Raw genomic sequence first — 22,336 nt, forward strand, 5'->3', positions numbered from 1 at the left:
CTCAGCCCCCCTGTACGAACAGGCGCGTCCGCGCCCTGCGCCACAGCAGCGCGATCGGAACGAGCAGCAGGGCCGTCCAGAACACCTGCACGCCGAGCGCCTGCCAAATCGCGCCGCCGCTTACGACCCCCGTGATGACGGAGCCGGGCAAGTACGTGATCGCCTGGAACGGCAGCAGCTTCAGCACCCCCGCGGCCCAACCCGGAAAGAAGGAAATCGGCAGAATCAAGCCGGAGAACAGGTCGACCATAATCCGCTTGAAGCGCATCAGCCCTTCGTTATTTTCCAGGAAAAAGGCCAGCAGCCCCGTAATGATGTTCAGCTGCGAATTGATCAGAAACGCAAAGAACAGCATCACCAGGAACACCGCCCACAGCCCCGGATCGGCGGGCAGCTGCACCGGAAACAAGAGCGAGACGATGAGCATGCCGGGGATCATGAACAGCAGGAAGCGGAACAAGCCTTCGCCGAGTCCCTGCATGATTTTCACAACGACGTAGTTATAGGGCCGGATGAACTGGATCGCTACGCTGCCGTCGCGGATTTCGTTCGCAATGTCGCGGTCGAGGTTATTGAAATAGAACGCCCGCGCCATCCAGCCGACGACGGTGTAGGTGGTGATTTGGGCAAATGTCATGCCGCCGTTCGTGCCCGTTTCGCTGTATGCGTACATCGCCTTCCAAATAAAATAGCTTGATCCAATATTTAGTGCATAAATTAATATACCGCTGTAATAGTTCATCCGGTAAGCGAGCATCGTCAGAAACCGCATCCGGATCAGCTCGACATAAGCGCTAAGCATGGCTCACCGCGCCTTCCCGTTCTTCCGCTGCGGCAGGCTTGTCGGCCGAGCCGGATTTGTAAATCTCGCGCACAATATCGTCGGTATTCGTTTCCACAATTTTAATATCATGTATAGAAAGCACGCCGACAAGACGAGCCAGCACCTCGGATACGTTGGCGCGGTCCTGCGGGATCCAGACTTGAGCGGACTGCTCGTTCTCCGGCTTCCAGACGACGTCGAGCCCGCGTGTGAGCTCTTCCAGCCGCGCGGCGCTGACCGGCTGCTCGAACTGCAGGTGCACCTCCTTGCCTTTGCCCCACTTCGCCTTCAGCTCGTCGAGCCCGCCGTCATAGATAATGCGGCCGTCATCAAGCATAATAACGCGCGAGCACAGCGCTTCGATGTCCTGCAAGTCGTGGGTGGTAAGGAGAATCGTCGTCTCGTAGCGGCGGTTCAGCTCCTTCAGGAACTCGCGGATTTCCGTCTTTACGACAATGTCGAGGCCGATCGTCGGCTCGTCCAGGAACAAGATCGACGGATTGTGCAGCAGCGACGCCGCCAGCTCGCACCGCATCCGCTGGCCGAGGCTCAGCTTGCGTACCGGCCGGCTAAGCAGCTCCTGCAGCTGCAGACGCTCGACAAGCTCGTCAAGCCGCTGCTTGAACTCGTCTTCCGGCACCCGGTACACCTTGCGCAGCAGCTGGAATGATTCCACGACGCCGATGTCCCACCAGAGCTGGCTGCGCTGCCCGAATACGACGCCGATGCCGCGCACGAACGCCTCCCGCTCTTTGTAGGGCACGAAGCCGTTAACGGTAAGGTGGCCGGAGGTCGGGACCAGAATGCCGGTCAGCATTTTGATCGTGGTCGATTTGCCTGCTCCGTTCTCGCCGATATATCCGCATATTTCGCCGCGCGGTATCGTGAAGGAAATGTCCTTGACCGCCGCCACCTGTTTATATTCCCGATTGAACAGATCCCGGAAAGCTCCCTTCAGTCCTTGCCGGTTCTGCTGCACGACGAAATCTTTGCGAAGGTCGCGCACCTCAATCGCATTAGCTTTTGTTGTCGCGTTAGACGCGTCCATTTGAAAGTTCCCCGCTTTCCGTGTAACATTTTGTAGAGTTCCGTCGTCTTGTATTAAAACTGCGCTCCGATGGCAATCTTAGCTCATATATCATGTTCGACCGGAGCCCGTGTATTATCATACCCCACTTCCTACCAAAATGAAAATATTTCATCACGCAAGCGGAAAGGATGAGGCTCTATGCGCACGTTCAAGTGGCTGATGCTTACCGTTGGCCTGCTGATCGTCGTCGTTATCGGCTATTATGGTTATTCCTTCTACAGTTTTGCCAGCAATATTTCCGAAAGGTCCGGAGAGCGCAACTCCATGCTCGGACAAACGTTAATTAAAACCCAGTCCGGCACGAAAGGCGTAACTACCGGTCAGCTTGCTCCGCCGAAGTGGGAAGGCAAGGAGCGGGTCAATATTTTGCTGCTGGGCGGCGACCCGCGCGGCGCGACGAAGAACGATCTGCCCCGTTCCGACAGCATGATCGTCGTCTCGATCGACCCGGTTACGAAGCAGGGGCATTTGTTCTCGATTTTGCGCGATACGTATGTAAAGATCCCCGGGGAAGGCGAGGACCGCATCAATACGGCCATTTCGTACGGCGGACCGAATCTTGCGATGAAGACGGTCGGCGATTTGCTCGGCATACCGATTCAGTATTATGTGTATACGGACTTTGACGGCTTTATCGCATTGGTGGACTCGATCGGCGGCATCGATCTGGAGGTCGAGAAGGATATGAAATACATCGACTCCTATGACGACCGCAAATACGATATTAATCTGAAGAAGGGCTTTCAGCATCTGGACGGCAAGACGGCGCTGCAGTATGTCCGCTTCCGCCACGATGCGACGAGCGACTTCACCCGTACGGAGCGGCAGCGCAAATTCCTGCAGGCGGTTGCGGTCAAGCTGCAATCGACGTCTTCGCTCATCAAGCTGCCCGTGATTTTGAACAGCATCGATCCTTATATTGAAACGAATTTAAGCATCGGCGATATGGTGAAGCTGGGAGGGCTCGGCTTCGAACTGAAAGCGAACGGCGTCGCTTCCAAGCAGCTCCCGCCGACCGAGCTTCTTCAGGAGAAAACCGTGCGCGGCGCCGAAGTCATTACGGCCAACAAAGAGAAGCTGCAATCGTATGTAAAGGATGTGCTGGCCGGCAAGGACCCGTTCGCCGAACCGGCCGCGGAATCGAAATCGACGCAGCCGGCGGCGAAGTCCAGCGTGAAGACGATGAAGTCGACGCCGTAACGGCACGAGGCCGGTGTTGGCGTTTCGGTGCCCGTGGGGCCCCGGTGCGATTCGCGGTTTGGACGGATATCTAGCCCTGCTTCTCGTCCGCAAACGACAGTCCTTTGCCGGTCATCGCCCGGCGTAAGCTTACGATTGCCTTCGGCCCGACGCCGTGCAATTGCAGCACTTCCTTTTCCTTCATCCTGCTGAATTGCTCAAGTCGCGTAATGCCGGCTCCTGCAAACGCCCGTTGTGCGGGCTTGCTCAGATCCGGCGGCAGATCGCTGTCTGCGTTTGAATTCGTTACGCTATGGCTTGACGGCATTAGGATTCTCTCCTTTAGTGAATAGTTTTCTATCCTAAATTATAATCGATTGCTGGAAGACCGTTTCTTTTCAATTGCTCGTTTGAATGTATTCAATGGCGAATCCCCTGTCCCTTCCAATTGGAGGGCAGGGGATTGCTATTCCAATGGCTTTTGTTATTCCTGATTGTAGAATTTTAAACCAATGTTAATATGAAATTTCATACAACCCCTCTAACAAATTAAAAATCAACAACAAAAGTTAATCATCGCCATTCCAATCGAGCTTCACTTGACATCCGCACGCGAGAAGCGTTTCATAATTAAATATCATGGAAATGGGAGTCGATAACGATGAGCATCAGCCGAAGCCGTTCGGAGCAGCTATATAAGGAAGCGTTAGAACATATCGTCGGGGGCGTCAACAGTCCGTCGCGCTCATTCAAAGCGGTCGGCGGCGGTGCGCCGGTATTTATGAAGCGCGCACAGGGCGCGTATTTCTGGGATGAGGACGGCAACAAGTACATCGATTACTTGGCTGCTTACGGGCCGATCATTACCGGACACGCTCATCCGCACGTCACGCAAGCGATTGTCGAGGCGGCGCAGGACGGCACGCTGTACGGGACGCCGACCGAGCATGAGATCGTGTTCGCCCGCATGCTCAAGGAAGCGATCCCTTCCTTGGACAAGGTGCGGTTCGTCAACTCCGGCACGGAAGCGGTCATGACGACGATTCGCGTAGCCAGAGCTTACACCGGGCGCAGCAAAATCGTAAAGTTCGCCGGCTGCTACCACGGCCACTCCGATCTTGTGCTGGTCGCGGCCGGTTCGGGACCGTCCACGCTCGGCGTCCCGGACAGCGCCGGGGTGCCGGGCAGCATCGCGCAGGAGGTCATCACCGTCCCGTTCAACGACATCCCGGCATTGGAAGAGGCGCTGGACCGTTGGGGCGGCGATGTCGCGGCCGTCATGGTCGAGCCGATCGTCGGCAACTTCGGCATGGTGCTGCCGAAGCCCGGCTTCCTTGAGGCGCTGTGCAGGCTGGCGCGCGGCATCGGAGCACTCGTGATCTACGACGAGGTTATTACGGCGTTCCGCTTCCATTACGGCAGCGCCCAAACGTATGCCGGGCTGCCGCTCGCCGCGGTGGAGCCGGGCGCAACTACGTCGGCCCGCTTCGCGGCGGTGGAGCCCGATCTTACGGCGCTCGGCAAAATTATCGGCGGCGGGCTGCCGATCGGCGCTTACGGCGGCCGCCGCGAGATTATGGAGCAGGTCGCACCGCTCGGGCCTGCCTACCAAGCCGGCACGATGGCGGGCAACCCGGCGTCCATCCGCGCAGGAATCGCCTGCCTGCAGGTGCTGCGGCAGGAAGGCGTCTACGCCGGACTGGAGCGCCTCGCGGCCAGGCTGGCCGACGGCCTCGCCGCTTCCGCCGCCCGCCACGGCGTGCCGCTTACGGTCAACCGGATCGGCGGTGCATTCTCCACCCACTTCTGCTCGCATCCGGTGACGAATTATGACGAAGCGCAGGCTGCCGACGGCGAAGTTTTTGCGAAATTTTTCCGTTTGATGCTGGACCGCGGCATTTGCCTCGCCCCTTCCAAATATGAGGCGTGGTTCCTCACGCTGGCACATACGGACGATGATGTGTCGGAAACGCTGGAGGCCGCCGATCAGGCGCTTCGCTCGCTATAGAGATAGAGCTAGATACGAACTATGATCCGGCCTGGAGCATAGTTCGTTCGTATTTTCAGAGGGTTCAATTTCGTTAATCCTTGCCAATATTCAATTTTATATTCATACGGTAACGCTTACATTCGGAATTGACAGCTTTCCGCTATTGTCGCCTCTAACGTTTCATGTTATGCTGTTCTTACTTTTATTTGTATCTATTGAAACCGCCGACAACCATTTATACAACAACCAAAACCTATTACCTAAAACCAAAACACACACACAACCTAAACCCAAAACACACACACAACCTAAACCCAAACACTTAAATCCGAATCGAAAAACAACCACTATTTTACACGGAACCCGAACAATCGACAGTTGCATTTTTATTCATCGGACCCTATATTCATTCAACCAAGAACTACAATCAATTGATGGGAGGTGACGGTCAGACTTCTGACCGGATACGGAATGGAAAAGTGGATGATTAACGAAGGCCGCTTCCAGAACCTGCTGGAAGTTGAACACGATAGCTGCGGCATTATTTGTATTATTGAGAAGAACGGCAAACCGTCCCGCGACAACATTCAGAAGACGATCGACGCGCTCGTGAAGATGGAGCACCGCTCCGGCTTCATTCAAGGCGAAGGCGACGGCTGCGGTATCCTGACGGACATTCCTCGCGCTCTGTGGGAGAAGAAGCTGTCGGACGCAGGTCTTGACGGCAAGCTGGCTTATGCACCGAACTTCTCGGTAGGACATATTTTCGTTCCGCGCAAGCTGGACATCTCTGCCGCCGACATGCAGAAGGGCATCCGCGAGCTGTTCGCGCAGCATAACGTCAACATTATTCTCGAGCAGGAAAATCAAGTCGACAACTCCGTCCTCGGCCCGAACGGCCTGAACGATGAACCGGTATTTTGGCAAATCGCCGCACTGACCGAGAAGGAAGGCGTTGTTGTCGCCGATCATCTGTTTGATCTGCATACGGCTATCGAAGCGAAATACACGGTTCATGTGGCAACGCTCAGCAACACGACGGCCGCTTACAAAGTGATGGGCGCCGCCTCCATCCTGCCTAAATATTTCAACGACACGCGCGACCCGCTGTTCGAGGCGCAAGTGACAATCGGCCATAACCGTTATTCGACGAACACCCAATCGAGCTTCTTCCGCGTACAGCCGTTCTCGCTGCTTGGCCACAACGGCGAGATTAACACGGTTAAGAAAATGCGCTACGAAGCCGACATGATCGGCGTTCAGCTCGTTGACGGCGGCTCCGACTCGCAGGACATGAACCGTACGATCGAAACGTTCATCCACAAGTTCGGCATGAGCCTGTTCGAAGCGATGGAGCTCGTATTCCCGCCGATCCATCACGAGATGAAGCAGTTCTCGAAGGATCTGCAGGATCTGTACGTATATTATCGTCAAGTGTGGGGCCACTATGCGCAAGGTCCTGCCGGCATCGTTTCCCGTTACGGCAACGAGTGCATTTTCTCGGTTGACGCTCTGGGTCTTCGTCCGGTGTGGATGGTGGAGAGCGACACTTCGCTGTACTTCTCCTCCGAGCAGGGCATCATTACAACGAACGAAATGGTTGCCGATCCGAAGCCGATCGCTCCGGGCGAGAAAATCGGCGTCGTTCTGACGCCGGGCGAGCATGTGCAGGTTATTCCTTACACATCCGTTCAGACGCTCGTGCTGGAACGCGCGCAAGCCCGTACCGATTTCAAAGGCTTCAACAAGCACCTGACGGCTTCGGCTGCGAACGTGGAAGCCGTTCCGAACGCTGCGGTAACTCCGACCGATCCGATCTACAGCGCATTCGGCTGGGACCGCGACGGCATTACAATGATCGAGACGATGGCCGAAACCGGCGCAGAGCCGATCCGCTCGCTCGGTCACGACGCACCGCATGCGGCTATCGCCTGGGAACGCCAAAATATTCCGGACTTCATTAAAGAGTCCGTTGCCGTCGTAACGAATCCGGCGATCGACCGCGACCGCGAGATGGAGCATTTCTCGACTCGCGTTGTCGTCGGCCGCCGTCCGACCCTGTATGCTGGCGGCGACATTAACACCATCGAGCTGCTCGTTCCGATCGTACTGGAAGGCCCGAACGGCGTTGGCTCCGCCGAGCATCTCAACCAGCCTTCGCTGGAGCAGCTGCTTGCGCAGTTCAGCGGCTCGGTGAAGTCGCTGTCGATTACATTCGCCCGCGGCTCTTCGCTGAAGGCCGCTCTGGAGCAGCTTGCAGCCGATGCTATCGCGGCTGTTAAAGAAGGCGCTCAGCTGATCGTGCTGGACGACTCCGACGCTCATCAGAACGATCGGCTGTGGATGGACCCGCATTTGGCGGTTTCCAGCGTAGACGTTGCTCTTCGCGCCGAGAAACTCGGCCTGGGCGAAAACCTGCGCCGCCACACATCGATCGTATTGCGCTCCGCCGCGATTCGCTCCCTGCACGACATCGCCGTCGCATGCGGTCTTGGCGCTGACGTTCTCTCGCCTTACTTGCTGTTCGCAACAGCCGCCGACAAAGAAGGCGATGCTGCAGCGGCACGCAAAGTTTACAGCGCTCTGTCCAAGGGCCTGGAGAAAGTGATCTCCACGATCGGTACGCACGAGCTGCGCGGCTATACCCGCTTCTTCTCGGCGATCGGTCTGAAGCCTGAGCTGGCGCAAGTACTCGATATCGTCACCTACCTCGGCAGCGACAAGGCCGGTACCGGCTATACGCAGCTCGAGCAGGATGCGGAAGCCCGCTATGCGGACTTCAACAATCCGAAGGCGAAAGCGGCGAAGAACTTCAGGTTCTTCAACCGCATGTGGAAGGCTCTGGGCGACGCCGCTTCCGGCGCTGCGCCTTATGCGGAATACCGCGACAAGCTTCGCGACGAGGAGCAGAAGAATGCGATCTCGATCCGTCACGTAGCCGGCTTTAACTTCGAGAAGGCTCAGGCGGAAGGCCGCAAGCCTCTCGATCCGTCGCAAGTGTCGATCGCGGTCGGCGATCACGACCTGCCGATGCTCATTTCCTCCATGTCGTTCGGTTCGCAGAACGAAACGGCATTCCGCGCATATGCGGAAGCCGGCGAGCGTCTGAACATGGTGACGATGAACGGCGAAGGCGGCGAAATCAAAGACATGCTCGGCCGCTACAAGCGGACTCGCGGCGCGCAAGTGGCGTCCGGACGTTTCGGCGTTAACGTCGAGCTGGCGAACGCGGTTGCGTTCTTCGAGATCAAGATCGGCCAAGGCGCGAAGCCGGGCGAAGGCGGTCACCTGCCGGGCTCCAAGGTTACGGCCAAGATTGCTGCCGCTCGTAACGCGACAATCGGTTCCGACCTGATCTCGCCGTCGAACAACCATGACATCTACTCGATCGAAGACTTGGCGCAGCTGATTTCCGAGCTTAAGGAAGCAAGCGGCCGCAAGGCGAAGATCATTGTGAAAATCCCGGTCGTTCCGGGTGTCGGCACGATTGCCGTCGGCGTTGCCAAAGCAGGAGCGGACGTCATCACGCTGTCCGGCTTCGACGGCGGCACCGGTGCGGCGCGTATCCACTCGCTCGTACACGTCGGCCTGCCGACGGAGATCGGCACGAAGCTCGCCCACGTCGCTCTGATCGAAGCCGGCCTGCGCCACCGCGTTGAGTTGTGGTCCGACGGCGGTCTGAAGTCCGGCGCCGACGTTGTGAAGATGATGATGCTCGGCGCGAACCGCTGCGGCTTCGGCTCCATCGCGATGCAATCGATCGGCTGTACGACTTGCCGCGGCTGTCACCTCGATACGTGCCACGTCGGTATCGCAACGCAGATCGACTCGATGGAGGAAGCTGAAGAAAAAGGCCTGCGCCGCTTCGTTCCTCGCGTGTACGACACGGCAGTGGACTCGCTTGTTCGCCTGTTCGGCGGCATCGGCGAAGAAGTTCGCGAGATCGTCGCGCAGCTCGGCTTCAAGGACGCACAAGAGCTTGTCGGCCGTTCCGACCTGCTGGTGCAGACGCAGCATCATGAGCGCATCGACCTGAGCGATCTGCTCCGTCCGGCTCCGGTTCAGTTTATTGGTATCAAGGAAGCCTCCGAAGAAGCCGCTGTCGCTTCCTCCGACATCCGCATCGCTGCGGGCGCCGAAGGTCAGCAGCACTTCCCGGATTCCGTATCGTGGAACGAGCCGATCAACTACAGCTGGTCCGGCGTTACGGCGGAGACCCGTATTCTTGGCTCGCGTTATTCGAGCCACCGCGTACGCGACCGCTTCGACGGTTCGTACGACAACCTGCCGAAGGTTCAGCTGAAGCTCGTCGACGGCTCCGTACCGGGTAACGGCCTCGCGGCGTTCAACGCTCGCGGCGTCGACATTACGGTTCACGGCGGCGCGGAAGACGGCGTAGGCAAAATGTCGTTCGGCGGTAAGGTAGCCATCCTCAAGTCGACCGGCAAGAGCGGCACGTTCATCAACGGTTCCGTCGGCAAGTCGTTCGGCTACGGCGCACAGAAGGGCCTGTTCCTGATTCAGGGCGGCGCCGACTCCCGTGCATGTATCCGTTTCTCGGGCGCTGACGTCGTGTTCGGCGGCGAAATTACAACGCCGCTTCGCGATGAGCTCGGTTCGATCGCAAGCCGCGCGAACCTGAAGGGCTTCGCGTTCGAGTACATGACGAACGGCCGCGCCGTAGTTCTCGGCGATCCGGGTCCGTGGATCTGCGCCGGTATGACAGGCGGCGTGATCTACCAGCGCCTCGTGCCTGAGATGGGTCTCGACCAGGCTGCTATCGAGCGCCGTGTCGCGAAAGGCGCGAAGGTGAAGATCGAGGCAATCGGTCCGCAAAGCCGCAAAGATCTGAACGAGCTGCTCGGCGCATACCGTGACGAGCTGGCTCATGCAGGCCAAGCGGACGAAGCGGCGAAGATCGAAGCGCTGCTCGCCGATCTCGACAGCAACTTCGTACGTATCGCACCGGTCAACCTGCAAGCTGACCAATCCGTAGCTACGGAGTAATATCGACGCAAGTAACCCCGGAGGGCGTCCCTCCGGGGTTTTTGCTGCTTGCAGGCGCAGCTATGACCCGCTTCGGTAAACATCGCCGGCCGCCGTCACATCTTCCGCCGGCTCCTGCGGCTCTATGCCTGTCAACTGCTGCTCCAGCGACAGCAGCGCATCAGCTTCCTCCGCGTCATACACCTTCATCAGCACGTCACGGCTTGGTCCCGTGTGCACGTCCTCGGCGGCGCCGACCGCCTCCGACAGATCCAGCTCTTCCATGATGAACCCTCCATTTTATCGACTTGGTAGATACGAGTTCGGCTGCCTGCTTAGGGTTAGTGTAGCCACTGTAAGCTCCACTATCCGGTTCCTTAGAATACCTTCACATTCCATTGAACTGCAGTTAATGTTCGTCAAGTATTCTAAGTGCTGGACGTGCCGGTCGGGTTCACTGAACCGGCATTACATAACCGAAGGAGGCTATTTATGAAATCTTGGAAACATGTGCTGCTGACCGGTATGCTTAGCAGCGCGCTGCTGCTGCAAGGCACTCTGACCGGAGGAGACCGCGCTTATGCGGAGGGTCCTACGGATCCCGCTCCGGTCATTAACCCGGTCGGCACGCCGAAGAACAAAACGGTCCTGTTCGACAACACTCATGCCGAGACGGCAGGCAATGCGGATTGGGTCATTGACGGCGCCTTCTCCGACTTCGCGGGTGCGCTGGCTGGACAAGGCTACCTGGTGAAGGAGCTCCGCAAGACGACTCCGATTACGCTGAGCGATCTGCAGCAAGCCAGCGTATTCGTTATGGCGGAACCGAACATCCCGCTGAAGACGTCCGAGCAAAGCGCGATTCTGCAATACGTTCAAGGCGGCGGCAGCGTCCTGTTCATCGGGGACCACTACAATGCGGACCGCAACCTGAACCGCTGGGACGGCAACGAAGTGTTCAACGGCTATCGCCGCGGCGCTTTCGGCAACCCGACTAAGGGCATGTCGACTGCGGAGGCTGCTTCTGCCGCTATGCAGGATGTTACCAGCACCGACTGGCTCATGACGAACTTCGGTATCCGTTTCCGCTACAATGCGATCGGCGATGTAACGGCTACGAACATCGTCGCGCCCAGCCAATCGTTCGGCATTACGACAGGCGTTTCGTCTTTCGCTATGCATGCAGGCTCTACCCTGGCGATCGGCGATCCGAACAAAGCGAAGGGCATCGTCTACGTACCGAGTAACCCGTCCAAGTGGGGCAATGCGGTAGACCAAGGCGTATACAACGGCGGCGGCGCAGCCGAAGGTCCATACGTTGCCATTGCCAAGAACAGCCTTGGCAAAGCTGCCTTCGTAGGCGACTCCTCCCCGGTTGAAGACGCTACGCCCAAATATAAGCGCGAGGACAACGGCGCGACGAAGACGACCTACGCCGGCTGGCAGGAGCAAAACGATGCAACGCTGATGATCAACCTTGTGAACTGGCTCGCAACGCAAGAAAGCTATACAAGCTTCGCCTCGAAAGGTATCACTCTTGACCAGCCGACAACACTGCTGAGCATGGAGACACCGTCGAGCTCGACCGAGCCGCAAGCCGAGCCTTGGTCCACTCCTGCAGCCGGCTACAAGTGGTATGACCGCACGACGTTTAAAGCAGGCTCGTACGGCTACGGTTCCGGTACGACTACTCCTCCTGTCGGCACATCGCTGACGGAAAACTTCGACACCGGCACGAAGGGCGCCTATGCAGCAGCTAACGTCACGCTTTCCTCCGGCTCCTGGTATTTCAACAACGCTTTGCTGGGCAACCTGACCACCGACAAGAAGTCAGGCGCACAGAGCGCCCGTATCAGCGCTACAGGCTCGATCTCGATGAATTTTGACGTGAGCGGCGCCAATCAAGTGAAGCTGTCTGTAGCTAACTTCGGCAGCGACACGGGCGCTACCTGGAAGCTGCAAAAGTCCGTAAACGGCGGTTCGACCTGGACCGATGTAACCAGCGCCGTTACCGCTACTTCGACGCTGACCCAGCAGACGATCAATGTCGGCCAGACCGGCAGCGTCCGCTTCCGCGTCTATGTTGCCGGCACATCGGGCAAACGCCTGAATGTCGACGACTTCCAAGTTGTGAACTAATCGGTACTGTACATGAAGAAAACCTCCGGTCTGCGCCATCATCGGCGAGCCGGAGGTTTTTCACTTAAAGGGATCTTACAGATAATTTTGTTTCAGCCAGCCCATGCTGTTCGTGACGCTCTCGATCGGAGGGTTCTGGCAGTGGTCCTGCTCCACGACCAGCCACTCGGTGCCGGCATTACCCGCTGCCTCGATGACAGCCGGCAAATCCACGTCGCCTTGTCCAAGCTCAACGGTTTGGATTTTGCCCTCGTCGTCCTTACGGATATCCTTCAGGTGAAGCAGCGGCAGACGTCCCGCATATTTGCCGATGTAAGCGACAGGATCCTGCCCTCCAACCGTTACCCAGCAAACGTCCATTTCCACAACGGCTTTATCGGCCGGCAGCTCGGCAAAGATGTGGTCGAACAGCAGCTTGTCGCCGACTTTCTCTTCCAGCTCGAACGCATGGTTATGGTAGCCGAACTGAATGCCGTGCTGCGCCAGCTTCTCCGCAGCCTCTTTAAACACTTCAAGAGTGGCGTGCAGCCCCGGCTCTTGACGGTCGGCTTCAACCAGATACGGGCAAATGACGTACTTGTTCCCGATCGCCAGGTTCATCTCAATCTCTTCGTCCAGATTGTCCTTCAGCCGCGCCAGGCTGACGTGGCTGCCGACGGCCTTCAAGTTCAGCTCGGCGAGCAGTGCCTTGAGCTCCTGCGGAGCCAGTCCGCCATAGCCTGCAAATTCAACGCCTTCATACCCGATCTCCGCTACACGGCGCAGCGTGCCGGCAAAATCGGTAGCGGTTTCATTACGCAATGTGTAAAGCTGCAGTGCGATTCCCATCTTGGCCATGTGGTATCACCTTCCGCATTTATTGTTATTATTCCTTGCTATCTGCTATTCAGTATGGCCGAATTTCATTATAATAGCAATGAACGATCTCGCTATTACATGTCCGATTTGGCTAACTTTCCTATAAAGAGGGATGCACGCATGTCATCATCGTTTGGGGCGCTCGACAGCAGCAAAGTGCTCACCGCCGGCTATTCCAGGCATACAAAGCCTTTCCATATCAATCAGCGCAACGGCGTTACCGAATATTTGCTGCGGCTCCAAACGGAGGGCCGCTGCAGCGCCCTGCAGAACGGCCGAATGTGCACGATCTTGCCGGGAGACCTGCTCCTCTACAGACCCGGCGATCCCTATGAGCTGCGCATTGAAGGCGGCTCGGAGGACAGCCCTCTGCTCAGCACCGACTACTACTTGTTCTGCACCGGCGGCTGGATCGATCATTGGTGGAATCATAAGCTGCTGCCGAACAAAATCAATATCCCTTTGGACGAGACCGTCATGTCCGTATGGCGCCATATCATTGCGGAGAAACGCAAGCTGCGCAGCGAATCGGTGGAAATTACCGATTATTTGCTCCGCGTGCTCTGTTTATCTTTGGACCGGATCGTCCGCGAAGGCGGCAACCACCCGACGGACTCGACGGCCTATGCCGCCTACCGGATCCGCGCCTTCGTGGAGAAGCATGCAACCGAGCATCTGACGCTGGAGCGCGTCGCCGATCATGTCGGCCTAAGTGTGTCGCGCGCCGTCCATCTGTTCAAAGAGACGTTCGGCCAATCGATCATGGACTATGCGATCGACGTCCGGCTGTCGATCGCCTGCGAGCGCATCCGCTTCGATGCGGCGGGTCTCGAGCAGGCAGCCGAGCAGTCGGGCTTCAACAGCTACTCCTACTTTCACCGCACCTTCCGGGCGCGGCTCGGGATGTCGCCGAAGGAGTATCGAAGCCGGTTTTAAGCTTAAGCTCGCCGTTACAAATACTTCCGCAGACCGAGAGCCCGTAATACCGCCGCTCGATGCAGGGGAGGTTCCTACCGTGTTACGCTGGGAGCATAACGATAACCCCCGGAACGAGGTGTCCCTCCCATGCAAGCTCAAGGCAACAACAAAACCCTGGTCCTGATCGGACTGCTGCTCGGCATCGTTTTCTCAGAGCTGGACCAAACGATTATAACGACGGCACTGCCTACCATAATCCGCGAGCTTCACGGATTGTCGTTATACGGCTGGGTTGCCGGCATCTACATGCTCTCGATCACGATGTTCATGCCGATCTTCGGCAAGCTCGCGGACCTGTACGGCCGCAAGATGGTGTATATGAGCTGCGTCGCTCTGTTCATGATCGGCTCGCTGATATGCGGATTGGCGGAATCGATGACCGTACTCCTTATCGGACGGGGCGTACAGGGAATCGGAGCCGGAGGCCTCATGCCGCTCGGGATGATTATTATCGGCGATACCTTCCCGCTCGAGCAGCGAGCCAAAGTACAAAGTCTGGTCGGACCGCTGCTCATCATTCCCCAGCTGCTCGGTCCAACGGTCGGCGGTTACCTGGTCGGGCACCTGGACTGGCACTGGATTTTCCTGATCAATATTCCGATTGGCCTGCTGTCCGCTTTCATCGTTTCCAAAGGCTTGAGGGAATCCGTCAAAGCCCTTCCGCAATCCATCGACTGGGCCGGTGCCGCAACACTTGTCCTGGCCATGCTCTCGCTCCTGCTTGCTCCGGTGCTCATCGATATCAACGGCTACTCCTGGACTCATCCGGTCATCATCGGCCTGCTCGCCGCCTCATTGGCCATGATCGTCCTTTTCATCCGTATTGAGGCCAGGGCCTCCGACCCGCTGATCCCGCTTGCTCTGTTTAGAAATCGTGCCGTTGTCACCCTGTCGATCGTCGTATTCCTGACAATGCTCGGGATCATGGGCGGCATGTCGGGATTTCCCTTCTTCGCCCAGAATGTCATGGGACTCTCGCCGACGGCTTCCGGGTATTTGTCGCTTGCCTTCATGGGAGGGGCGATTCCGGCCAGCATCATCTGCGGCAGCTTGATCACCAAACTTCCGTATAAGCATCTGTTTGTCGTGTCGTTCGTCCTTCCGATAGCCAGTTACTTCATGCTGAGTCAAATCAATCCCGGCACTTCCGTTCCTTACGTGGTCGCTTCCTTTGTGTTGATGGGGCTGGGCATCGGGGTTCTCTTCGGAAGCGATAACCTGATTGTTCAGGAATCCGTCGCCAAGGATCACAGCGGAGTCGGTGTCGCAACGGTGCAGCTGTTTCAATCGATCGGCGCTACGCTGGGGTTCAGTATCTTCGGCAGCCTGCTCTCCAGAAATATTTCATCCGGTATCGCCGGCTTGTCCGGGCAATTCCCGCCTGGCACCGCCGAGACGATTATGAACGGAGGTATTCCCGCCGGGCTGTCGTCTGAGCTGGCGACACAGATTAAACTTGTGTTTGCGGGGGCGTTCCAGCATCTATTCGCGATTGGAATTATTTTCGCTGCAGCTGCGTTCATGGTATGTTGGTTTATGCGCAAGGAGGTACTATCCTCTGCGGGACGTGAGGCCTCGCTTGCTCCTGCTGCCGTATCCGCAGTTACCGAGCAATAATTCCCGCGTCAGCTGATTAATGCCGCTCCATCTTCCTTCGTCGCACTCCACCCAAACGAAAAGAGACATGCCGCTTCATCGCGCATGTCTCTTTTCGTTATCGCAGCTTATCCGCTCCGGCCTCCGCCAGCGCCTGCCGCATTTCGTCGTGAATATGTCCGTTCGTTGCCATCACGTGGCGCACATCCAGCGAATACGGACGGCCCTCCGTATCGGTGATGCGTCCGCCGGACTCCTGCACCATGAGCGACCCTGCCGCGATATCCCAGGCGTTCAGCCCGATCTCCCAGAAGCCGCTCAGCCGGCCTGCCGCCACATAAGCGAGATGCAGCGCAGCCGAGCCGGCGACACGCAGGTTGCGCACGCGCGGTGCCAGCGCCGTTACGCCGGCCAAATTAACCGGCAGCGCGCCGTTCCGGTCGGCAGGGAAGCCTGTTGCGACCAAGCTGCCCGAGAGAGCGGCGTCGGCGGATACGGTCATTTTCCGGCCGTGCACATACGCCCCCTTCCCCTTCTCGGCGACGAACAGCTCGTCGCGGCTCGGATCGTAGATCACGCCGACAATCACATCCCCGCGATGCGCCAGCGCAATCGAAACGCAGTAAAACGGAAACCCATGCACGAAGTTCGTCGTGCCGTCCACCGGATCGACGATCCACAAGTATTCCGCGTCCTTCACTTCCTCCAGCGCCTTAGCCGATGCGGCCGGCCCCGGCTGTACGCCCTCCTCGCCGAGGAACGAATGATGCGGGAAATGCGTCATAATCAAATTCCGAATCATCTTCTCAGCGCCCTTGTCGACCTCTGTTACAAGATCGTGCGGCGAATATTTATGATCAACTTTGCTGAAATCGCCCAGCTTGCTCTTGATCCATTCCCCGGTCTTCGCCGCGGTATTGATGGCGACCGCCGTAAAGCTCTTGCTCCCTACAGAGAACGCTTCCTTCACTCCACTTGTCATGGCAGCCCCACACTTCCCTTATCCCAAACTTGGCCAAAAATTCGTCTAGTACTTATACGCATCCGGGTCCGAATGGTTGCAGTGCGATTTGCCATGCACCTCCGCCTCAGTACCCTTCCTTTCGCATTGTACCATAACAGGAATCCGGCAGGTAGTACAAGACGCCGCACGGTAAGGAAAAAGGGCTCCCGCGAAGGAGCCCTGCCCGCCGTCAATCATTTGTAAATCCACTCGTCCAGCGCAAAATCCTTCTTCGCGAGCCCCTCCTGCACGAGCCACGCCTTCGTCCCTTCGACGAGCTGGATCGCATCCGGCGCCAAATCTTCTTCCTTCCACTGATCGAACGGATACGACTCCTTGACCACCTCGACCGAGAAGCCCGTCGTCTTCGCCAGCAGCTGGTAGAACGGCTCGACGTTCTTCTTCGCATCGGCGATCGCATCCTTGCGCAGCTGATTCCATACTTTCGGGAACTCCGGATTGTCCTTGAGATACGCTTCCCTGACGACGGTCACACTGGAGCCGCGCAGCGCCGGATGCTTCTTCGCCTCGTCGATCACCGTGTAGCCGCCCTTCTTCAGAATCGCCGGCCCGGAGCCCGACGGATACGCGTAAGCGGCAATCTCGCCGCGGGCCAGCGCCGCTTCGCCGTCCGGCGGCAGCAGGTGGACGAGCTTGACGTCCTTATCCAGTCCCTGCTCCTTCAGAAGACCGACGAGGTAACGGTTCATATAAGAGCCTTGCGAGGTCGCTACTTTCTTGCCCTTCAGGTCGGCAACGGAGCTGATGCCGCTGCCTTCCTTCGTGACGAGCCAAGCGTTCATGCCGGACTGGGAAATGTTGATAAGTCGTCCCTTCAGCCCTGCGGACCGGCCGTTGATCGCCGGCGTATCGCCGTAGATGCCGATGTCGACTTGCCCGGCGGTCATTGCTTCGTTCAGGTTCGGCCCGTTCGGGAACGGAATGTACTTGAATTCCTTAACGCCGTACTTGCCAAGCTCCTGCTGCAGCTTGCCCTGCTCCTGCGCCCAGCCCTCCGGTCCGGTGATCGTCTGTGAATTGTTGGCCGAAATATAGCCGATGTTCAGCTTCTCCGGAAATTTCGCCGCAGTTGCTGCTGCAGCAGCCGGCGATGCCGCCCCTGACGCCGCTGCGCCCGATGCCGCCGCGGTTTTTGTATCTGTTTTGCCGCAGCCTGCCAAACCAAGTGCTGTTGATAATATGAGTGCTGCAGGCAGCAGCCAAGTCCCCTTTTTCTTCATAGTCCCCATGTCCCTTCTGTGTCTCGGATTAGTTAGTGTCCTGCCATTCTGCGGAAAACGATATACGACCCGTCGGACGATGCCGTCGACTTCCGGCCTTTGCCCCAGCCGAGGCTTGCTCGGTAGCTCCCGAGCAGACCGCTCTCCTGCAGCTGCGATTCTTCCACCGGCTTCTCCTCGTCGGCGAACGGTGTGACGAACAGCGCGTCGACCGGGCAGTACAGCTCGCACATAAAGCAGGTTTGGCAGTCGGATTGCCGGGCGATGACCGGTACTCCGCTTTCGGTTTCGTCGAATACGTTCGTCGGGCAGACGGACACGCATTGATTGCAGCCTACGCAGCGTTCTTGACTAATCAGTTCGATCATGATGCCGACACCTCCGAGATGATTGGGCTAGGGTTAGCCAAGGCATGCGAGGAAACGACGATTTCATCGATGCCGGAGCTGATGACACGGTATTGCTGCTGCGGATCGGACGCCGGATGGTCCTCGCGTCGGTGCATACCGCGCGTTTCGCTGCGGTATAAGCCGCTGTGGAACATCCAGCGCGCCGTCGCCGTCATCGCCGCAGCTTCACGGACGCGTACCCGGTGCTCAGATGCGGCTTGAACGCCGTCCTTCACATCGCTCCACACCCGGTCAAGACGCTCCAGTCCTTGCCGCAGGCCGATACCGGAGCGGAACCAGTTGCGGTCGTACGGGAATACTTCGTCCTGCACCGCTTTGACGATTTCGCTGACGTGCGGGCCTTCCTTGCGCTGCGTAGCCGAAGCCGCATCCGTCGGGATGCCGCTCGCTTCCGACAAGCCGCGGGCTCCGCGCTGCGAAGCATGCTCGCCCTGCTTCCTGGCGAACGCCGCCGCACCTTCGCCGGCCCAGTAGCCGGACGACATCGCCCACGCCGCATTATGGCTGCCGCCGCCGGTAAAGCCGCCGCAGATCAGCTCCCGCGTCGCCGCATCGCCGGCGGCATACAGGCCCGGTACCTTCGTCGCGCACGATTCGTCGGTAATATGAATCCCGCCTGAGCCCCGCACCGTTCCTTCGAACCGCAGCGTCACCTCGAACTTCTGCGTGAACGGGTCTATGCCGAGCCGGTCGAACGACAGGAAGAAGTTCGGCTGCGCGAGGCGCATCGCCCGCTTCAGCTCGTCATCGGCCTTGTCGATGCAGGCGTACACCGGCTCCGTCAGCAGCGTGCGGGCGATCACGGACCGGCCGCGCTGCGAGCCCGCTCCTTCAATCACACGGCCATCCTCATAATAAAATGTAGCCCAGCTATAGAACGCCGACTTCGTAACCGGCGAGAACTTCGGCGCCAGCGAGTACGCCGTCGAGAATTCCATGCCCGACAGGTCGGCCCCCGCTTCCGCCGCCAGCAAATAACCGTCGCCGGTCAGCACGTTCGTGCCCAGCGCCTTGCTCAGGAAGGCACAGCCCCCGGTTGCGATAACGACCGCCGCCGCATCGACGCGCCACGGCGCCTGCGTCTTCGCATTGACGCCGGTCGCACCGGCAACGCCGTGCTCGTCGGCGAGCAGCTCAAGCGCCGGACTGTGGTCGAGAATGCGGACCCCGGCCCGCTGCACTTGCTTGCGCATGAGCCGCATATATTCAGGCCCCTGGACGCTCTTGCGGTGCGAATAGCCCGTCTCGTCGACCGGGAACGGATAGCCCCATGCCGCCAGCTCGTTGACGTTCGCATAGGTCCGGTCGAGTACCCGCTGCATCCAGCCGCGGTCGGCGAGATAGCCGCCGAGCGCCTCCCGGCTCTTCATCGCCTTCTCCCTATCCTCGGGTGTCGGCTCGACATACCACACGCCGGTACCCGAAGGCGCCGTCGCCCCGCTTGTTCCGCAATATCCTTTATCGACCAGAACGACGTTGGCACCGTTGCGGGCTGCGGTCAGCGCCGCCCATGTGCCTGCAGGGCCTCCTCCGATCACAAGCACGTCGGTGCGGAGATGAGTACCGTTTTCGTAAGTTGTCATGGGTTGATGACCTCCCTGTTTAGATGGAAAAGCTGGTCGCTGCGTCCGTTGCCGGCAGCTTATCGTCGTTATTGCGTGTGAGCAGACGGTCGAGAATAAGCTTCTCGAAATACGCAAATCCGCTGTCGTGCTCCCTCGGCCGAGGCAAAGTAATGCGAACGTCGAGCCCGATGCGGCCCTCTTCCATCACGACGACCCGATCGGCGAGCGCAACCGCCTCGCTCACATCGTGCGTTACGAGCAGCACCGTAAACCGCCGCTCCAGCCACAGTCCTTCGATCAGACGCTGCATCTCGATCCGCGTCAGCGCATCCAGCGCGCCTAGCGGCTCGTCGAGCAGCAGCAAGCTCGGTTCGCCGACGAGCGCTCTCGCCAGCGTCACACGCTGGCGCTGTCCGCCGGACAGCACGGATGGCCATTCGCCGGCTTTGCTGGCGAGACCGACCATGCTCAGCGCTTCCGCCGCCCGTTCCCGGTCGCCCGTTAACGAGCCGATACGCACGTTGTCGACGACCTTCTTCCAAGGCAGCAGCCGGGAATCCTGGAACATAATCCGCGTCCCCGCTTGCAGCCCCTTTATCGCTTCCGCATTGAGCAAAATCACCCCGTCGCTCGGCTGCTCCAGCCCCGCAATCAGCCGCAGCAGCGTGGACTTGCCGCAGCCGCTTCGTCCGACGACCGCAACGAATTCCCCTTGATGGATGTGCAGCTGCAGGCCGGACAAGATCGTATTGCTGCCGAACCTTTTACTGACATTACGGACGTTTACTTGAACCCCTTTACCCGCGCTTCGCCCACTCATGTTGGAGCCGTACCCCCTTTAGCCTTGTTTCGATAAGTAGCTGTGGTGCCAGGTCAGCCAGCGCGATTCCAGCCGCTTGGCCGCCATGTCGGACAGCTTGCCAAGCACCGCATACAGCAGCACGCACAGCACGACGATATCCATATGCATGAACTCGCGGGCATGGGTCGCCATGTACCCGATTCCCGAATCCGCCGAAATCGTCTCGGCGACGATCAGCGTAATCCACATAATGCCCAGCGAAAATCTGACGCCCAGAAGAATGTTCGACAGCGCCCCCGGCAGGATGACCTTCGCAAAGAGCGAGAACCCTTTGAGGCCGTACACCTTGCCCATCTCGATGAGACCGGGGTCTACGGAGCGGATGCCGTGAAACGTATTGAGATAGATCGGGAAAAATACGCCGAGCGAAACGAGAAACAGCTTCGACGACTCGCCGATCCCGAACCACAAAATGACGAGCGGCACGAGCGCCAGATGCGGAATCGTCCGGATCATCTGTACGGTCGTATCCGTCAGCTTCTCCGACACCGGGACGATGCCGTTCAAGAGGCCGAGCAGGAACGCCAGGCTGCCGCCGATCAGAAATCCGGCAAAAGCGCGCTGGGCGCTGACCCACGTATATTCGAACAAAGTTCCGTCGCCGACGACCGTGAACAAGGCGAGCACGACCTCAAGCGGCGTCGGCAGCAGGAGCGCCTCGAGCTTGCCGGCCATGCCGAGCAGCTGCCATAGGATGAGAAGACATAACGGAATGATCCAGGGGAGCGAGGAGTCCTTCCATTTGAACTTGATACCGCCGAGCTTGGCTTGCGTGTTCGCCTGTTTCATGTTGATCCCAGTCCTTTCATTGTTGAGAAGTGGCATAAAAAATGGAGACGTCGAGCTTTGCGCAGTCAGTTCGCTGACAATGTGCAAACTCGATGTCTCCAGTGATCTGGTCGACAGCTTCGTATGTTTGATAATTCCAATCGTTTTGCTTGGGATTGATACTAGCATGGGCGTTGTTGGATCGTCAATGCATTTTGGGCTTATTGTCAAAACAAAATTAAGGGGAATAAATAGGTGGGATTTAGGGGGACCACTCCCGCTATTGACTGCTTCCGCCGGAATCTATCCGTACCATCGCACCCCGGAGTCCGGGCAGCCCAAGTAACCTTCCTCCCCACGTCATCTACTCCTCTAACGGGACGGATCCGCACCATCACACCCCGGAGTCCGGACAGCCCACGCCCATCTGCTCCTCTAGCGGAACGTATCTGCACCATCGCCCCCCGGAGTCCGGGCAGCCCATGTAACCCTCCAGTCACCACCATTTCCCCCTTTACCGAATGTCGCTGCGACACTTTACCCAAAATCGATAAAAAGAATAGCCGCTATACCGGACCCACATCCAATCGCGGCACAATCAGCTGCCGCCGCGTTCCCCCAATCCATCGGATGCCGCCAACACCATTTGCTTAGCGGTTTGATAAGTGCTTATTTGCTTCAATCAGCACATATGGCGGGATATAGCGGATTTTGAGGTACTAATTTTCCGCGACGAAGCGGCAGACAGGGGATGTATGCGCTTCCACGAAAAAATAGAACCTCGGCAATCACTGGCATTGCATAAAAGTTATCACGAAAAACCCACATTAAATATTTACTAATAATGT

At 58.1% G+C, this 22,336-nt stretch carries 17 protein-coding genes; 6 read left to right on the forward strand and 11 right to left on the reverse strand.

The genetic code is table 11. The features are described 5' to 3' along the window. Position 1: 1 nt before the first annotated feature. Complete coding sequence (locus tag ACFFK0_RS26490; RefSeq protein WP_377473638.1) at positions 2–802, reverse strand: ABC transporter permease; 801 nt, start codon at positions 800–802, stop codon at positions 2–4. Beyond that, positions 795–1,871: an ABC transporter ATP-binding protein gene (locus ACFFK0_RS26495; protein WP_377473640.1), complete on the reverse strand. Its 1,077-nt coding sequence runs from the start codon at positions 1,869–1,871 to the stop codon at positions 795–797. The genes ACFFK0_RS26490 and ACFFK0_RS26495 overlap by 8 nt, the downstream gene beginning before the upstream one ends. Positions 1,872–2,051: 180 nt before the next feature. Here ACFFK0_RS26495 and ACFFK0_RS26500 point away from each other — a divergent pair, with 180 nt between their 5' ends. Beyond that, positions 2,052–3,113: an LCP family protein gene (locus ACFFK0_RS26500; RefSeq protein ID WP_377473642.1), complete on the forward strand. Its 1,062-nt coding sequence runs from the start codon at positions 2,052–2,054 to the stop codon at positions 3,111–3,113. A 70-nt stretch (positions 3,114–3,183) separates the two neighbouring features. On the opposite strand, the gene ACFFK0_RS26505 is transcribed toward ACFFK0_RS26500, so the two are convergent. Continuing rightward, on the reverse strand, positions 3,184–3,420 hold the full coding sequence (locus ACFFK0_RS26505) for a helix-hairpin-helix domain-containing protein (RefSeq protein ID WP_377473644.1): 237 nt from the start codon (positions 3,418–3,420) through the stop codon (positions 3,184–3,186). A 333-nt stretch (positions 3,421–3,753) separates the two neighbouring features. Between ACFFK0_RS26505 and ACFFK0_RS26510 the strand changes: the two genes are divergently transcribed. Then, positions 3,754–5,100, forward strand: a complete 1,347-nt coding sequence (locus ACFFK0_RS26510; protein WP_377473646.1) for a glutamate-1-semialdehyde 2,1-aminomutase — start codon at positions 3,754–3,756, stop codon at positions 5,098–5,100. 465 nt (positions 5,101–5,565) lie between these two features. Then, positions 5,566–10,089 carry a glutamate synthase-related protein gene (locus tag ACFFK0_RS26515; RefSeq protein WP_377473672.1) on the forward strand — a complete coding sequence of 1,508 codons (4,524 nt, stop codon included), beginning with the start codon at positions 5,566–5,568 and terminating at the stop codon, positions 10,087–10,089. Positions 10,090–10,149: 60 nt separating this feature from the next. Here the strand turns inward: ACFFK0_RS26515 and ACFFK0_RS26520 are convergent, their stop codons facing one another. Next, positions 10,150–10,353: a hypothetical protein gene (locus ACFFK0_RS26520; protein WP_377473648.1), complete on the reverse strand. Its 204-nt coding sequence runs from the start codon at positions 10,351–10,353 to the stop codon at positions 10,150–10,152. A 207-nt stretch (positions 10,354–10,560) separates the two neighbouring features. Between ACFFK0_RS26520 and ACFFK0_RS26525 the strand changes: the two genes are divergently transcribed. Then, positions 10,561–12,207, forward strand: coding sequence for an Ig domain protein group 2 domain protein (locus tag ACFFK0_RS26525; protein WP_377473650.1), 1,647 nt, complete (start codon positions 10,561–10,563; stop codon positions 12,205–12,207). A gap of 75 nt (positions 12,208–12,282) precedes the next feature. Here ACFFK0_RS26525 and ACFFK0_RS26530 read toward each other — a convergent pair whose 3' ends face one another. Then, the gene (locus ACFFK0_RS26530) at positions 12,283–13,044 is read right to left on the reverse strand and encodes a sugar phosphate isomerase/epimerase family protein (protein WP_377473652.1); all 762 of its coding nucleotides are present in this window, start codon (positions 13,042–13,044) and stop codon (positions 12,283–12,285) included. A gap of 141 nt (positions 13,045–13,185) precedes the next feature. Between ACFFK0_RS26530 and ACFFK0_RS26535 the strand changes: the two genes are divergently transcribed. Both ACFFK0_RS26535 and ACFFK0_RS26540 read left to right on the forward strand, forming a co-directional pair. Beyond that, positions 13,186–14,001 (forward strand): AraC family transcriptional regulator, encoded by an 816-nt coding sequence (locus tag ACFFK0_RS26535; protein WP_377473654.1) that lies wholly within the window; start codon positions 13,186–13,188, stop codon positions 13,999–14,001. A 129-nt stretch (positions 14,002–14,130) separates the two neighbouring features. Continuing rightward, positions 14,131–15,660 (forward strand): MDR family MFS transporter, encoded by a 1,530-nt coding sequence (locus ACFFK0_RS26540; protein ID WP_377473657.1) that lies wholly within the window; start codon positions 14,131–14,133, stop codon positions 15,658–15,660. A 97-nt stretch (positions 15,661–15,757) separates the two neighbouring features. Here ACFFK0_RS26540 and ACFFK0_RS26545 read toward each other — a convergent pair whose 3' ends face one another. The 6 genes from ACFFK0_RS26545 to ACFFK0_RS26570 form a co-directional block, all read right to left on the reverse strand. Beyond that, a complete protein-coding gene (locus ACFFK0_RS26545) occupies positions 15,758–16,621 on the reverse strand; it encodes an inositol monophosphatase family protein (protein ID WP_377473659.1) in 864 nt (287 codons plus the stop codon). Between the two features lie 215 nt (positions 16,622–16,836). Continuing rightward, positions 16,837–17,883 carry an ABC transporter substrate-binding protein gene (locus ACFFK0_RS26550; protein WP_377473661.1) on the reverse strand — a complete coding sequence of 349 codons (1,047 nt, stop codon included), beginning with the start codon at positions 17,881–17,883 and terminating at the stop codon, positions 16,837–16,839. 32 nt (positions 17,884–17,915) lie between these two features. Further along, complete coding sequence (locus tag ACFFK0_RS26555) at positions 17,916–18,251, reverse strand: 4Fe-4S binding protein (protein WP_377473663.1); 336 nt, start codon at positions 18,249–18,251, stop codon at positions 17,916–17,918. Next, positions 18,248–19,876: an FAD-dependent oxidoreductase gene (locus ACFFK0_RS26560; RefSeq protein WP_377473665.1), complete on the reverse strand. Its 1,629-nt coding sequence runs from the start codon at positions 19,874–19,876 to the stop codon at positions 18,248–18,250. Before ACFFK0_RS26560 ends, ACFFK0_RS26555 begins: the two co-directional genes overlap by 4 nt. 19 nt (positions 19,877–19,895) lie before the next feature. Continuing rightward, positions 19,896–20,678, reverse strand: a complete 783-nt coding sequence (locus tag ACFFK0_RS26565; RefSeq protein WP_377473668.1) for an ATP-binding cassette domain-containing protein — start codon at positions 20,676–20,678, stop codon at positions 19,896–19,898. 18 nt (positions 20,679–20,696) lie between these two features. Then, a complete protein-coding gene (locus tag ACFFK0_RS26570) occupies positions 20,697–21,509 on the reverse strand; it encodes an ABC transporter permease subunit (RefSeq protein ID WP_377473670.1) in 813 nt (270 codons plus the stop codon). Positions 21,510–22,336: the final 827 nt, after the last annotated feature.

Origin of the sequence: Paenibacillus chartarius, assembly GCF_042432825.1 — a bacterium.
In the GTDB taxonomy this organism is placed as follows: Bacteria; Bacillota; Bacilli; order Paenibacillales; family NBRC-103111; genus Gordoniibacillus; species Gordoniibacillus chartarius.